A 16,215-nucleotide genomic window follows, 5' to 3' on the forward strand; every position below is an offset into this window, starting at 1 on the left:
TGGTTCATCAAACATGAACGCCAAGAAATAAATTGAAAAATAGTTTAATAGTATGCAAAATGGTAGGAGTTTAAGGGCATAAGCGATAAGGTGCCTGATAAGTACTTTTCAATAGATTCAAAATAATCATTTCAAAAATAAGAATGTTCATTATTTATGTATCATTTTTTGCTCTAAAAAATAGTTTTACACAAGTAACGCTATTTCAGAATTAATTATCAATTATTGGAGCCATTATGAATATTGTCGAAATTTCACAAAAACGTTATACCACCAAACATTATGACAAAACGAAAAAGATTCCCCAAGATAAGATTGAGCAGTTATTAACTGTTTTAAGAAACAGTCCGTCATCGGTCAACTCTCAACCGTGGCATTTTTATGTTATTGATAATGAAGCGGCCAAAAATAAAATTTTGCCGGCAATAGCTGATTTTAATCAACCACGTGTCACCGGCTCATCACATACTATTGTTTTTTGTATTAAAACTCCGTTGGATGAAGCCCATTTAGTTAATCTCCTTAATCAAGAAGAGAAAGACGGCCGTTTGCCTTCGGCGGAATTAAAGGCGTCTCAAGATCAGGGACGACGTTATTTTGTAAATTTAAATAGCAAAACACCTGAATCACAACAGTGCTGGGAAGGTAAACAAGCCTATATTGCATTAGGGCAATTGCTTTTTGCTGCTGCAGCAATTGGTGTTGATTCTACCGCAATAGAGGGTTACGATTCTGCTAAAATGGATGAAATTTTAGATCTTAAAAGCAAAGGATTGAAAAGCATTGTGGTTGCAACGTTAGGTTATCGTGCTCAAGATGATGGTAATGCGCATCGTCCAAAATCACGTCTGCCGAAAGATCAAATCTTCACCTTTTTATAATCTGATTAACATCCCACCTCGTATTAGGTGGGATGAGTAAAAAAGGTATGTTTTTATTTCACTGAATAATTTTTATAGTGTTTCAGTTTCTCTTCCAGCGCTTGTTGTTGTTCTAAACTAAACTCGTTATAAAAAAAGTAATACCCCGAACTCTCTTGTATGAAAAACACATAACCTTTTGATGTTTTATCTATTTTATGAAATTCAGCATAGTTAATATTAAAAGATCCAACTGTTTTTTTGTAATTGAATGTTAGATGATCATCATAAAAAATACAGGTCATACTGCCAAAGCGTTCATTCAATGTTAAAACCTGCTTTTTTGATTGTTTTTTAAAATTAGCCAAAAATAAGGTAAGTAATAAAATAGGCAGTATGAAAATTAGTACTGATAAAGTAGGATTTTTTGGAAATAGCAACAAACTCAAAAATAAAAGGATAGTAGATAAAATAAACATCCTTTTTCTTGAATTTCGAAATTGATAACAAATAAAAGCATATACTTTTTGATAGTCAAATTGATAATTTACCGTTGCTATTTCGGGTTGTTGGTTTTTGTTTAAATAAGGAGCCAGATAATCTTTTAGCAGCAGTAACTCATCCGGTTGAAAAAGATCATAACGAACAAATTCAAAAATAATCTTATTACTAAAAAAAAATAATCCAGTTGTGGTTTCTTTTATTTGATACAAATCAGAGTAATAGAAAGTACTGACTTCGTTTTTATCTCTATTTAGCTGTACTATTTTTTCATTATCGAAGGTGAAGGTAAAATTACGCATATTATCAGCAATCGAATCATCTAATTGTTCTGCAAAATCATTATCTAAACAATCTAGCAGTGCGTAATAAGTATCAACTAAATATTGTCGATCAATGTGGCAATTAACGGTGATATTACTCATCCTTGCTCCTAAAATGGTCTTTATCACTAATACTGTCAATTTAATTGATTATATATAAAACTGAGTAAATTGTATGTAAAAAACAAAACCGACAGTGAATAAATCTAATCAATTCGACAAATAACCCTAGACCCCATTGACAGAATCGTTACAATATACGGCATGACTTTTATAGCAAGTAAAATTAACTTGGCTATGATTAATTTAACAAACGGATGATGTTTTATGGCGCAATATGTTTATACCATGAATCGTGTTGGGAAGATTGTTCCTCCTAAACGTTATATTTTAAAAGATATCTCATTAAGTTTTTTCCCCGGTGCCAAAATTGGTGTTCTTGGCTTAAATGGGGCAGGTAAATCGACATTACTACGAATTATGGCTGGAGTGGATACCGAAATTGAAGGTGAAGCTCGTCCACAGCCGGATATAAAAATAGGTTATTTACCGCAAGAACCTAAACTTGATCCTAAACAAACTGTACGTGAAGCAATTGAACAAGCCGTTGGTGATGCCAAAAAAGCATTGGCTCGTTTAGATGAAGTTTATGCGGCTTATGCTGATCCAGATGCTGATTTTGACAAATTAGCCAAAGAACAAGCCGAACTTGAAGCCATTATACAATCGCAAGATGCGCATAATCTGGATAATCAATTAGAACGAGCTGCTGATGCACTACGCTTGCCTGATTGGGATGCAAAAATCGAAAATTTATCGGGTGGTGAACGCCGTCGAGTGGCGATTTGTCAGTTATTGTTGGAAAAACCAGACATGTTATTAATTGACGAACCGACTAACCATTTAGATGCTGAATCTGTCGCATGGTTAGAACGCTTTTTACATGACTATGAAGGCACGGTGGTCGCTGTAACCCATGACCGTTATTTCTTAGACAATGTTGCTGGTTGGATTTTAGAGCTAGACCGTGGTGAAGGTATTCCATGGGAAGGTAATTATTCATCTTGGCTTGAACAGAAAGATCAGCGATTAGCGCAAGAAGCGGCAACCGAATCTGCTCGCCGTAAATCGATTGAAAAAGAGCTTGAATGGGTGCGTCAAAATCCAAAAGGTCGCCAAGCAAAAAGCAAGGCTCGTTTAGCGCGTTTTGAAGAATTAAATAACAATGATTACCAAAAACGTAATGAAACTAACGAACTCTTTATTCCGCCTGGGCAACGTTTAGGTGATAAAGTCATTGAAGTCGCTAATTTAACTAAATCATATGGCGATCGAGTATTAATCGATAATCTCTCATTTAGTATTCCTAAAGGGGCGATTGTTGGAATCATTGGTCCAAATGGAGCGGGTAAATCGACGCTATTTAGAATGCTATCGGGTAAAGAACAACCAGATTCAGGAACTATCACATTAGGTGATACCGTACAACTTGCCTCTGTCGATCAATTCCGTGACAGTATGGATGATAATAAGACTGTTTGGGATGAAATTTCAAATGGACAAGACATCATGCGTATTGGTAACTTCGAAATCCCAAGCCGTGCTTATGTTGGTCGCTTTAATTTTAAAGGTGTGGATCAACAAAAACGAGTTGGTGAATTGTCTGGTGGTGAACGTGGTCGGGTGCATTTAGCTAAATTACTTCAAGTTGGTGGTAATGTACTATTACTCGATGAGCCAACCAATGACCTTGATGTCGAAACCTTACGTGCGCTGGAAAATGCGTTATTAGAGTTCCCGGGCTGTGCATTAGTAATATCGCATGACCGTTGGTTCTTAGACCGCATTGCAACTCATATTCTCGATTACCAAGATGAAGGGCATGTGGAGTTCTTTGAAGGTAACTTTACCGAATATGAAGAGTGGAAAAAACGCACTTTAGGCGCGGAGGCACTTGAACCTAAACGAGCCAAATATAAACGAATTACAAAATAACTTCATAAATTATTCCGCCGAAAGTTATCGGCGGGTTATCAATGTCTAATCAATAAAAATTTAAAGCAAGGATTTAGATGTCTTAACCAACTTAGCAAAAGTATCGGTTAACAATCTTGGAATTGCTGTAATGCCTCGAGCTTTAGCATCATCACAAACCGCAATAGCCAAATCCGGTTTTGAGCTTTTGTGGATCGCCTTTTGAATAATTTTGGGTACCGACATATCAATATGAGCAACCGTATTATAAGCAGCTAATTTATAAACATGACTAAAGCCATGTTTGAATAAAAAGTTTTCAATATCACGCGCGGGTAATACAGTAATATAATCGTTTAGATTTTCACCTGGAGCACATTGTGATTGCACGGTTTCGGCATATTTTTTTCCAGCCATATCGCCATCAGTAATCACGTACCAACGAATGCCCATTTTATTTGCATAATGGATTAATGGTTTTAAACCACATTGCGCAAATTCTAACAATTGAATTCCTTCCGAACTTAAGTGATAACCACTTTGTTCTGCGAGCTCTCTTAATAACCACACTTCAGTTTCACCCTCAACCAGTAACCAACAACGGGCAAATAGGGCTGTAGGGCGTCGATAAAGGACATGGAACAAAATGCGTCGACTATCGGCAACACTCAATGAATGAGGTGAAATGTACTTAGTGACAATTTGATCTGGAAGTCGGATTAATCGATAAATACTCTCCAAAGGAAATAACGACACCAAATCACTTGAATTAGAGGTAATAATTTTTTGAGCGGGTAAATTTTTCAATAATCGAAAGCCGACCGATAAAATAATCGGATGTAGCTGACTTTCTGGCTCTTCCAAAATTAAAATGGGGACTGAACTGTGTGATAGTGGATTATCACCCTTAGCATTAACAATAGAACCAAATATACCTAAAAGGGCAGTACGTAGATAATCATTATCCAAATCATCCAAAATATTATTGATGCGCTCGAGAGAATTCCAATCTTCTATTTTTGGACTATTTTTTTGCGCCATTTTTTTATAATTAGAACGTTGTTGATAATCAACAAAATAGTATTCTAATAATGAACGAGCAGCTTGTAATCCTCGATTAAGTTCAGCTTGGCTCAATTGCTCTGAATGGGCTTTTAACTGTTCGGAAAGTTGGTCAATAAAGTGTTGTGATAAAGGTTGATTAGTAACAGGTAAATCTTTAGCATTAATCGAATTTTTAAGCGGCATCACTGGATTCAAATTAATTAAAATAGCAATTAATAACTTAGACTCATCTAATTTTAACAACTGTCCGTGCTCATTTAACAAATGATGCTCAGTGATAATACTATCACCACTTTTTTGAGCACTCATTTGGTAAGTAATTCGATATAAATTATCTAACTGCGAGCTATAGCTAACGGCTTGCAAAGGTTGATAAGCTTGTTCATTTAATTGATTTGGATAGGATTCACAATAGACAACATTTATTGAGATATGATTACCATCATTATCATTATCATAATAGAAATCTGAATCGACAAACTGATAAAACTTATTATCTAGAGTTAGCAACTTTAACGCACTAAGTAAACTTGATTTCCCCCATTGATTTTCACCAATTAAAACGCTTGATTTAGCGTTAAGTTTTAACGAAAGTTGCTTAATTCCTCTAAACCCTTTGATATCAATTTGTTCAATAAACATGACATATCCTTATGGTTAAAGTTGGTACTTTTCAGTTCGTTTCGCAATGCGCTCAGCTTTACGCTTAGCACTATCAATTAACTTATGCTCATCACGTACAATGGCTTTAATGGGTTTATTAAAATAGCTTCTTAAAAAACGCCAAATATCTCGCTGAGTTAGCCCAATATTAATTGATGAAAAGTAAAGTCCAATTAAATCTTTATCACGCCAACGCGTCGGGACTTTATCACGTGTTTGTGCTCGATGAAGATCAATTACAGAAAGTTTTATTTCTTCACTATTTTCATATAACGGTAAATCCAACAAAAAATGACACAAATAACAATCACGGTGATTCACACCCGCGCCGTGCATTTTAGCGGTCATATTAGCTAAATAAATAGTTAACGAACGTTTTAAATGATAGCTAGGTGGATTGTCTAACCATGGTCGAGTAAAATCCTCTAAACTAATGGTTGGATTAAGATCTTTAGTAATAATAAACGAATGCCGAGTAAGCGGATTTAATCCCTTGCGCCCAAAAGCGCGCCCATCCATCGTATTAACACCAACTTGCTCTAAACGATGAATTGCATCCCACTCTTGTTTAGCATCTAGAACTGGCAAACGTAAAGAAATAAGGTTTTTTACAATCTCTTTAACCGTGCTGCCACGATGAATTTTAATAAAATAAGATTCACCATCCAACTCAAAATTAAGGGTTTTTCTTTGTTTAACCGCACGATAAACTTTACCTGAAATTAATTCAACTTCAGTGAATGGATCTTTACCTAACCATAACTCTTTAAAGGGTGATTTTAGTTTGATTTCATTCATAACGACATCCTAAAATAATGTCTGCTGCGCGTTGTGCTAGATGATATAAATCTTCACTATCACCATAAGCAATCGCATGATTATGCCAATTACCCCATTGCTCCTTATCACTAATAGACCGTTCTAACGCTTGATTCAATGTGCTTTGATCATAAGGTTCTGGCAGCACAATGCCGGCATTAGCTTGGCTGATATGATAAGCATACCCAGAAATACCCGACACAATCACCGGTACCCCAGCCGCTAAAGCTTCAATCAATACCATGCCTGCGGCTTCTTGCCTTGCCGGATGCAACAAGAGATCGGCTGAAAATAGAAAATCAGGAATATCATTACGACCGGAGAAAAAACGCACTTGTTTACTAATGCCTAAGTCATCGGCTAACTTCTGATAAGGTTCAGGATTATCCTGTCCTACGACCAGATAGCTAACTTTCTGCCTAAGCGCATCGGGTAAAGCTGCAATAGCTCTCAAAGAACGGTCAACCCCCTTACGTTTAAAATCTGACCCAATTTGCACAATTACAAAATCATCTAAGCTAATTTGATTAGCTTGTCGAAATTGTTCACGTTTTTTGGGGCTATCAGCACAATATTTTCGATCTAAAGCAATCCCTGGCGGTAATAAAAAAAATCGCTCATCTTGGGTATGATAGTGATTCTTAAAATCTTGAATTTGTTGCTTAGTGAGCACCATGATTTTAGTTTGTGAACTTCGCGAAAATACTGAATTTTCAAATGCTAAATAGTGCTTGCAACGTTTCGATAATCTATAAAAAAAGCCTTTATGAGCGGCTTTTTCAGCAAAACAAGTATCTCCAGCAAAATAGACATCCAAATCAGGCATTTTATTAAAACCCACCACACAGTTTACTGGATTAGCTTGTAAGTGAGCTTTCACCCAATGATAATAGGCTTGATTTCGGCTATGGTTAGAGAATCCTTTTTGGGGCACGATAATAATATCAATCCCAGCTGGCTTATCACCTTGCCAGTCCAATACATAAACACGGATCTGATGTCCACGAGCTTGGCAAGCGGTAGCAATTTGCAAGAAATCACGTTGTAACCCGCCAAAAGGGAAATATTTATAAATACAAAAAGCTAGTTGCATCTAGATTGCCTCAAGTCAGAAAGGAATATTATATACTCACTCTTGATTGATGCGCAAAGCTTGATTTTGCCTACAAGGATTGTTAAGACTATTTATAAATTCCAGTATTTAAGAGTGAAATAGTAAAAACTAAATAGAATCTAAAAGCGATTTTAACGGTTAGAATCGCAAATAATTATCTTTTCATTTCTTATTAACAATATTAAAAGAACTAAAAAATAAATGATTGTTTTAGACATGTTCAAAGCACTTTATATCAAAGTAAATTCATAGCTAAAACTATTTTTCTGAAGAGAATCTAACAATATTTTTTATAAGCTTACAAAAACCTATATTTTATATTATATTAGCAAACTTAGTTTTTATTAATGGATAAGAGAAGATTAGTATGAATAAGGACATTTTTTTTAATAACAAATATGTTATTTTATTTCTCTTTCTCGTTGTGTGCTTCACATGGGGAACGACATGGATTGGAATAAAAATTGCCGTTGAAACTGTTAACCCTTTGTTAGCCGCAGGTCTGCGCTTTGTTATCGCATTTCCTTTTTTAGTATTAATTACAATTATTGCTAAATCACCAATATTGTTTCCTCGAAAATCATTCCATTTTTTTCTACTATTAACGTTATTTTATTTTACCATTCCTTATTATTTAATTAGTTTTGGTGAACAATATGTATCGTCAGGTTTAACCTCATTGTTATTTAGCACCATGCCGATTTTTTCAATTATTTTCGCTAAGATAATCTTAAAAGATAAAATATATATAAATCAGGTAATAGGTATTACAGTGGGATTTTTATGTTTGATGTACATTTTAATCTCTGAAGGTTTTATTCTTTCCTATAGCGATTTTTGGGGCGTAATATCAATACTGTTAGCGGCATTGATGCATGGTTTTTTATATGTTTACTCCAAAAAAGCTGGCGAAGGTATAAATGTATTTACCTTCAATACCCTACCGATAGGCGTTGCGGGTATCGCACTTTGTTTGTTGAGTTTTACTTTTGAAGAAAATAATTTTCAAACTATCTCGTTAAATAGCTGGTTAGCATTAATTTATCTCGGTATTTTTGCATCCGTATTTGGCTTTATTGCTTATTTCTTTTTATTAAAACGAATGAGCCCGGTAGTATTGTCATTTATTTTTATTATTTTCCCGGTCGTTGCTATTTTTATTTCATCGATTTATGAGCATAAAATCATTTCAACTAACTTCATCATTTGTACAATCATTATGTTGTGTGGGTTTGCTATAACAAAATTACCTGTCAATGTTTTTAAAAAGTGGATAAAGAGCGACAAAAATAGAGACAATCAATAAATCGTTACTTCAACAAAAGGTTAACTTGATTTTTTGATTCAGACATCGATTGACTTTGAATGGTTTTAACACTTATCAAAGTCAATCCTTATCTACTATGATTGAATCCTGTTTTATCTACACTTTTTAGATAATTAAAATTATAGCAAGTTGCAACTAAATGATTGATAGCAAAGTTAAGCTATAGCAATATTATAACTCAAAGCGATAAGTGTCATTAATTGCACTACCTTGCGCACCAAATTGGCGTAAATTATTATCAACCGCATTCATCGATTGCCAATGGTTTTCGCACCAATCAGGGGCAAGTAGGGTGGGTTTGCGGGCATTGGCGGAGATACGGTGGTATAAAATATTGGCAGGGGTTTGCCGAATAATATCACCAGCAATATCGACATACTGCTCTAAGGACAATACATCAAGCCGACCTGCACGCCATGCTTTAGCCATAATACTACCTTCTACAATATGTAGTGGATGTAGTTTTAAACCATCAACACCGCTATTTAAAACACAATCTAGCGTAATTAAATTATCTTGCTTAGTTTCTTTAGGTAGACCAATAATTAAGTGAGTACAAACTTTTATACCAAGTCTACGCGCCTTTTGAACGGTTTGATGATAAACATCGAACGTATGTCCACGATTAATACTGTGTAAGGTTTTATCATGAGCGGTTTGTAAGCCAAGCTCCAGCCAAACTTCAAAGCCTTTAGCATGATAACTGGCAAGTAAATCGAGCGCTTCATCCGGCACACAATCAGGGCGAGTACCAACACAAAGTCCAACAATATCGGCATTATTAAGTGCTTCTTCATACATATTTTTGAGTATTTCGACTTCGGCATAAGTACTGGTATAAGCCTGAAAATAAGCAAGATAGCGCTTAGATTTTTTCATCTGATGCGCCTGTTGGGCAAGTTGCTGTGAAATGGTTTTGACTTGAATCGACTCATCGATAATCGATGCGACATTACAAAAGGTGCAACCGCCTACACCGATAGTTCCGTCCCGATTAGGACAGCTAAAACCGCCATGTAAGGTGAGTTTATAGATTTTTTCGCCATAACGGCGTTGCAGGTCAGCACCAAACGTATTGACCACTAAATGAAGTTGCATAATCAGCCAAAAATAAAATTTTGCCTATTTTACGAAGCGAATGAGTTAAATTCAACCGATGATAAATTTTTATATACAATTGACGTAACTTTAGTCGGCTTTTCTTTAAGATGTTTTGAAACGAACACTATGGTGTAACATATTATGCCGTAATAAGTTTTATTGATGATTTTTAGAATCGCAATATTTTCAAAGCTTAATACTGAGAAAATTATACGAGTAATCTAATCTTTTTATTTTTCTGTACCTAGAAAATAAGATGTTTCAGTTTCTACCTTACTATCATCTTTCCAATCTTGGATATCTCTTTCATATTGTATTAATTCGACCTGATCACCTTTTTTATAATTGCGTAATTGAAAGGCTTTTTCTAATCCTACTTCTAACTCGTAAGGTTTATCATTGGGTAAAAAACAACCATGATCTGCGCGCCCCCTCTTTTCCGATTTGGTAATTAACACCTTGATATCAAATACACTTTTTTCATGTTCCTGTTCGCCTTCGCCAATAGAAAAAATACCGTGTTGTGGATCTTCTAATAATGTCCCGGTTAGCAAACAGAGATTTTGGAAAGAGGCAGTAGCTATCTGACTGAATAAAATACAAATAATAAAACTTATTATGCGGCAAATCGTTTTCATAGCGTTAATAGACTCGGTAAGACAAATTTCCAATATTATTCAAAAAATTTAATTAAAAAAAAAGCGTTTTTTTGTCTAGTCCTGATACTTTTACAAGTCGTTTGATTTTTTATTAACTGGCTAAAAAACAATAATTGCGATCTTCTGCTTTACTATAAATATTTTTTATAATTCAAAAAAAGGATTGAAATCGTTGGCTGATTAAGTAAGGATATTCGTTATGCTGTTTTCCATACTTGAAAACAATAATTAAGTCAAAAAGTCAATGTAATCAAAAAACAAGGAGTCAATATGTTTAGTAAAGAAATGACTATTGCCGATTATGATAAGGAATTATGGGACGCCATTAAGGGTGAAGAGCAACGTCAAGAAGATCATCTCGAATTAATTGCCTCCGAAAACTATACCAGTCCAAGAGTGATGCAGGCACAGGGTACTCAATTAACTAACAAATATGCTGAAGGCTATCCAGGTAAGCGTTATTATGGCGGTTGTGAATATGTTGATATTGTTGAGCAATTAGCGATTGAACGAGCCAAAGCGTTATTTGGTGCAGATTATGCCAATGTACAACCACATTCAGGATCACAAGCGAATTTTGCCGTTTATATGGCATTGTTAAAACCAGGCGATACTGTGTTAGGTATGAATTTGTCGCAAGGTGGTCATTTAACTCATGGTTCACCAGTTAGTTTTTCCGGTAAACTCTATAATGTGGTTGCTTATGGCGTTGACGAAACTGGACATATTGATTATGACCAATTAGCGAAAACGGCCTTAGAGTCAAAACCGAAAATGATCATCGGTGGTTTTTCAGCTTACTCAGGCGTGGTTGATTGGAAGCGTATGCGTGAGATTGCTGATAGTGTAGGCGCTTTCTTATTTGTAGACATGGCACACGTGGCCGGCTTAGTAGCAGCAGGGGTTTATCCAAATCCTGTGCCATTTGCACATGTAGTGACAACCACAACGCACAAAACGCTTGGCGGACCTCGTGGTGGACTTATTTTGGCCAAAGGTGGCAGTGAAGAACTTTATAAAAAATTAAATTCAGCTGTATTCCCTGGCGCACAGGGTGGTCCATTAATGCATGTCATTGCTGCCAAAGCAGTTGCATTAAAAGAGGCGATGGAACCAGCATATCAAGAATATCAAAAACAAGTTGTTAAAAATGCTCAGGCGATGGTTGATGTAATTATCAAACGTGGCTACAAAGTCGTGTCTGGCGAAACAAAAAATCATTTATTCTTAATTGATTTGGTTGATAAAAAGATAACCGGTAAAGAGGCTGATGCCGCTTTAGGTAGTGCTAATATCACCGTCAATAAAAATAGCGTACCTAATGATCCACAAAGTCCATTTGTGACATCTGGCGTTCGAATTGGTACACCAGCCATAACTCGTCGAGGTTTTAAAGAAGAAGAATCTCGTGAATTAGCCAACTGGATTTGTGATGTATTAGATAACATTGATGATGAACAAGCGATTCAAGCAGTTAAACAAAAAGTTTTGGCAATTTGTCATCGATTACCTGTTTATCAACATTAATATTCTCGCCGACGTTATGTCGGCGAAATTATTATAAAATATTAGTTTTGCGTTGTTTTTTGAGTCATTTGTTGTTGCTGCTTAACATAATTGGCAATATCATCTTTAAACCATACTGCACTGCCAACAAGTAATACACCAACTAAGATAGCTGACCAAAATATTATCCGTGCTTTTTTATTACGTTTTCTTAAAGGATCACTTAAGTTTCGTTTAGCATTGGCTGGTAATTCGGCCTTACTGGTCAGTAGCCCACCAAGGAGTAAATTGATTTTTACTTGCCCATTGATTGCCCAACCTGAAGCTTCGAGCAATGGACCTAGTGTTCTTCTTCTTAATTTTAACCAAGCTAAAATGACTGATGGCCCAGATATAATTAAGAATAAACCTAAAATCACCAATGGAAATTGCCACCAAGAAAGAGAAAAAATAGCCTGAAAAATAGTAGCAAGTGCAGTACCAATCGCGCCTATTGCTAAGCCAATCGCAGCAAATATGCCAACACTCTTACCAATATCAAATTTATTTTCTGGACTTTGCACAGCTTGGGTACTGGTCTTTTCAATATCTGCGTCTTTATTGCTTGCCCATTTATTGATCTGTTCCGTGATTAATCGACCAATACGTTGATAAGGTGCCCAAATTGCTTGTTGAATACTAATTGGCTTACTAATCATTTTGACCACATTAGCATCCCAATCATTACCAGCATTATCAATAAACACCCCATTACGGCCTTCCATTAATAAATCACCTTGTCCGGCGGTTATGGCAGCGACAATCGTCTGTTTTTGACCTAGCCTTGTACATTCACAATACAGCAAACATAGCTCTGAATAATTTGCCATTGTTGAATGTTTAGCGATGTTTTCAACGGCAACACAAAGCGTAGCACAGCGACCATCAATATAAAGCTTGCCTAATTGAAAAGCGGCATAATGGTCAAGTGAGAAGAACTCGGCAAATGAAGCAAAGTTAATCAATAAACGATAAAGATGTTTTTGAAAAAGTACTAACTTTTCTAACACAAAAACATCCGAAGCTGAAATAGGCGTTTTATTATCTTGTTCGACCATTTTCTCAAATTCATCTAATAAATTATCATTGATAAAATGAGTGATCTGATCGGCAGGAATATCCTCAATACTCGCCGTTGGTTTAGTTGCAACACTCAACTGCTCTATATCGGGTTTAGAACTAATTAATGTCGCGTAGGCATCAAGACTAGTTTGAATATTTTGCCACTCTTGTTGTGTTAAATGATTTGGATCGGATAAGTGAGAAGCCACTAAAGCCCTAAATCGAGTGATTTTACTTTTCCAAAGTGGATTAAGCCCATTAACGAGATCCAATGAATTATTAGTATCAATCTTAGATAAAGGCAGTTCAGAAAGCGCTTCATCTGAAAGTAATCCATTTTGAGAAGGGACAATATATTTCTCATCAACATTTAATGCCGTTTGTGCTTGAGGCGCATATTGAGCTAATTCAACACGAAGAAAATAATCATCAATTTTTGGTTTGAGCTCTTGAACTAATTTCCATATTTCTGAGCGATTTTCCCCAAAAGGTGTTTGGGTATTGCTGATATTAGTTTGCCACGCTTGCCAGCTTTTTAGATTTTTAACAAAAGTTTGGGCTATTTCCAGATTTATCCCATCTTGCCCACTCATATCTTTTTGCCCGCCAGTAGTCTTAATGGCTGTTTGAATAAAGCTTTGCATTTCAGGCGATAACTCAGCAGAAGGTGGAAAAATCAAATCACCATTGTAGAGCTTGCTGGCATTAATTTTTAGTGATTGTTGGACATCATCTTGAGTCAAATAATCGGCTTGGCTTTTATTTAAATTGGCCAAAATACTATGCGCTGTAACTAATAATTTTTTACCTTGCTCGGTTGAATCATCAATTTGTGATAACGACAAAGTTTCGGATGATTGAATAATAGTATCGAAAGAGACGATTTTATCTTTTACCCAACTAATCGCATCTAAAATATCAGGAATACGGATGCGTCCATCTTTATCAGAATCTAATAACTCTAATGTTCTTTGATCAAAATCTAAACCGGTAGTCGGGCAACTTAGTGCAACCCATAATTTTGGATCTAAATTGGGCAAATTGATAATGTCATTGGCATTTTTTAAAACGACTTGATCTAAACCACCAACACGCTGAAATGTCCAAGTATGACTCATAATCACCTCCATACTAAAATATTATTAATTTATTCAATTTATTAATAAGTATAGCAGTATTTATTTTTAGAAGAGAAAAGGAATGCTCATATTTAAGAGCTGTAATATATCTTTGATAATTGATTGCCAATTGCAACTTTATGATAGAATAACGCCTTATTATTTAATATCCAAATAAAAAATATGTCATTAATAAATCTTACCAATGCTTATCTGTCATTTAGTGATGCACCACTACTTGACCATATTGATATGTCGATTGAAATCAATGAACGAGTCTGTCTTGTTGGTCGTAACGGTGCAGGTAAATCAACACTGCTAAAAGTACTTAACAAAGAAATCCCATTGGATGAGGGGCAGATCGTTTATGAAAGTAACGTTGTTGTCTCTCGATTACAACAAGATCCGCCTCGAGATATTCAAGGTAATGTTTTTGACTTTGTAGCTGAAGGATTAAAAGAACAAGCTCAATTATTGAAAGATTATTATGCATTATCACATTTGGTTGAAACGGATCCAAGTGAAAGTAATCTATCTAAGTTAGCTAAAATGCAAGAACAGCTTGATCACCAAAACGGTTGGCAACTGGATAATCGTATTCGTAATGTTATTTCTTCACTATCGTTAGATGGCGACGCCTTATTATCATCATTATCAGGTGGTTGGCTACGTAAAGCGGCGTTGGCAAAAGCACTCGTTTGCCAACCTTCAGTTCTATTACTAGACGAGCCAACCAACCATTTAGATATCGAAACCATTAAATGGCTCGAAGAGTTCTTAAAAAGCTTTAATGGTAGCATTGTGTTTATATCGCATGACCGATCTTTTATTCGGCAGATGGCGACTCGGATTATCGATTTGGATCGCGGTAAAGTCGCCTCTTGGGGTGGCAATTATGATAGTTATTTGCTTGGTAAAGAAGAGGCATTACGCGTCGAAGAGCTGCAAAATGCGGAATTTGATAAAAAATTAGCACAAGAAGAAGTCTGGATCCGCCAAGGAATCAAGGCCCGTCGAACACGTAATGAAGGACGCGTTCGAGCACTAAAAGCCATGAGGCAAGAATACTCACAGCGTCGCCAAGTTATGGGTAGCGCTAAAATGCAAATTGAAGAAGCATTACGTTCAGGAAAAATTGTATTCGAGCTGGAAAATGTTACTTATCAAATTGAAGATAAACGACTGGTTAATGACTTTTCCGTGCAAGTATTACGAGGCGATAAGATCGCTTTAATTGGACCGAACGGTATTGGTAAAACGACATTATTAAAACTAATGTTAGGCAGCCTAGCACCAACATCAGGAAGTGTGCACTGTGGAACCAAACTCGAAGTTGCTTACTTTGACCAGTATCGACTAGAACTCGATCCCGAAAAAACTGTTATGGATAACCTTGCAGAAGGTAAGCAAGAAGTGATGGTAAATGGTCGTTTAAGACATGTGCTTGGCTATTTACAAGATTTCCTCTTTCCGCCAAAACGCGCTAGAACCCCAGTACGAGCACTATCTGGTGGAGAGCGCAATCGTCTATTACTCGCAAAACTCTTTTTGAAACCAAGTAACTTATTAGTACTTGACGAACCAACCAATGATCTTGATATTGAAACGTTAGAGTTATTAGAAGAATTGGTTAATGATTATCAAGGAACGGTTTTACTCGTTAGCCACGACAGACAATTTGTTGATAACGTGGTGACTCAATGTTGGTTTTTTGAAGATCAAGGGCGAATTGGAATATATGCTGGTGGTTACACTGACGCATTACAACAGCAAGCACAATCAATGAGTGCACAAGTTACTAATAGCAAAAGTCATGAATCGGTTAAAAATGACCCAGCAAAAACGGAAAAAAAGAAGGTAAAATTAAGCTATAACGAACAACGTGAATTGGCACAGTTACCCAATAAAATTGAAGAACTTGAAACAGCGATTGCTGATTTACAAGCACAAATTGGCCATAGTGACTTCTTCAATCAACCGCATGAAGTCACCAGCCCAATATTACAATCTTTAGCCGATAAAGAAGCGGAACTTGAAGCCGTGTTCGAACGTTGGGAACAATTAGAAGCATTAACACAATAAGC

General features: G+C 35.9%; 12 protein-coding genes. 5 read left to right on the plus strand and 7 right to left on the minus strand.

What is annotated here, in order from left to right; genetic code table 11:
• Positions 1–236: 236 nt before the first annotated feature.
• Positions 237–881 carry an oxygen-insensitive NAD(P)H nitroreductase gene (nfsB, locus tag A9G07_RS04720; protein WP_065562275.1) on the plus strand — a complete coding sequence of 215 codons (645 nt, stop codon included), beginning with the start codon at positions 237–239 and terminating at the stop codon, positions 879–881.
• A gap of 53 nt (positions 882–934) precedes the next feature.
• Here nfsB and A9G07_RS04725 read toward each other — a convergent pair whose 3' ends face one another.
• Positions 935–1,786: a YcxB family protein gene (locus tag A9G07_RS04725; protein ID WP_065734239.1), complete on the minus strand. Its 852-nt coding sequence runs from the start codon at positions 1,784–1,786 to the stop codon at positions 935–937.
• Between the two features lie 225 nt (positions 1,787–2,011).
• On the opposite strand from A9G07_RS04725, the gene ettA reads away from it, so the two are divergent.
• Entirely contained in the window at positions 2,012–3,679 is a 1,668-nt protein-coding gene (ettA, locus tag A9G07_RS04730; RefSeq protein WP_065734240.1) for an energy-dependent translational throttle protein EttA, read from the plus strand.
• 60 nt (positions 3,680–3,739) lie between these two features.
• On the opposite strand, the gene A9G07_RS04735 is transcribed toward ettA, so the two are convergent.
• The 3 genes from A9G07_RS04735 to A9G07_RS04745 are packed head-to-tail and all read right to left on the minus strand — an operon-like array spanning position 3,740 to position 7,298.
• Positions 3,740–5,365 carry a DUF2813 domain-containing protein gene (locus A9G07_RS04735; RefSeq protein WP_065734241.1) on the minus strand — a complete coding sequence of 542 codons (1,626 nt, stop codon included), beginning with the start codon at positions 5,363–5,365 and terminating at the stop codon, positions 3,740–3,742.
• 15 nt (positions 5,366–5,380) lie between these two features.
• Positions 5,381–6,184, minus strand: a complete 804-nt coding sequence (gene rfaP, locus A9G07_RS04740; protein WP_065734242.1) for a lipopolysaccharide core heptose(I) kinase RfaP — start codon at positions 6,182–6,184, stop codon at positions 5,381–5,383.
• Entirely contained in the window at positions 6,177–7,298 is a 1,122-nt protein-coding gene (locus tag A9G07_RS04745; RefSeq protein WP_065734243.1) for a glycosyltransferase family 4 protein, read from the minus strand. Before A9G07_RS04745 ends, rfaP begins: the two co-directional genes overlap by 8 nt.
• A 388-nt stretch (positions 7,299–7,686) precedes the next feature.
• On the opposite strand from A9G07_RS04745, the gene A9G07_RS04750 reads away from it, so the two are divergent.
• The gene (locus tag A9G07_RS04750; protein WP_065562269.1) at positions 7,687–8,625 is read left to right on the plus strand and encodes a DMT family transporter; all 939 of its coding nucleotides are present in this window, start codon (positions 7,687–7,689) and stop codon (positions 8,623–8,625) included.
• Positions 8,626–8,817: 192 nt separating this feature from the next.
• Here the strand turns inward: A9G07_RS04750 and A9G07_RS04755 are convergent, their stop codons facing one another.
• Together A9G07_RS04755 and A9G07_RS04760 are read right to left on the minus strand one after the other, a co-directional pair.
• Entirely contained in the window at positions 8,818–9,744 is a 927-nt protein-coding gene (locus A9G07_RS04755) for a TIGR01212 family radical SAM protein (RefSeq protein WP_065562268.1), read from the minus strand.
• A gap of 233 nt (positions 9,745–9,977) precedes the next feature.
• Entirely contained in the window at positions 9,978–10,385 is a 408-nt protein-coding gene (locus tag A9G07_RS04760; protein WP_065734244.1) for a DUF1218 domain-containing protein, read from the minus strand.
• A gap of 291 nt (positions 10,386–10,676) precedes the next feature.
• Between A9G07_RS04760 and glyA the strand changes: the two genes are divergently transcribed.
• Positions 10,677–11,933 (plus strand): serine hydroxymethyltransferase, encoded by a 1,257-nt coding sequence (gene glyA, locus A9G07_RS04765; RefSeq protein ID WP_065562266.1) that lies wholly within the window; start codon positions 10,677–10,679, stop codon positions 11,931–11,933.
• Positions 11,934–11,974: 41 nt separating this feature from the next.
• Here the strand turns inward: glyA and A9G07_RS04770 are convergent, their stop codons facing one another.
• Complete coding sequence (locus A9G07_RS04770; protein WP_065734245.1) at positions 11,975–14,131, minus strand: MerC domain-containing protein; 2,157 nt, start codon at positions 14,129–14,131, stop codon at positions 11,975–11,977.
• A gap of 183 nt (positions 14,132–14,314) precedes the next feature.
• On the opposite strand from A9G07_RS04770, the gene A9G07_RS04775 reads away from it, so the two are divergent.
• Entirely contained in the window at positions 14,315–16,213 is a 1,899-nt protein-coding gene (locus tag A9G07_RS04775; RefSeq protein ID WP_065734246.1) for an ABC transporter ATP-binding protein, read from the plus strand.
• Positions 16,214–16,215: the final 2 nt, after the last annotated feature.

This window comes from Gilliamella sp. wkB72, from assembly GCF_001693745.1.
Classification (GTDB): Bacteria; Pseudomonadota; Gammaproteobacteria; order Enterobacterales; family Orbaceae; genus Gilliamella; species Gilliamella apicola_E.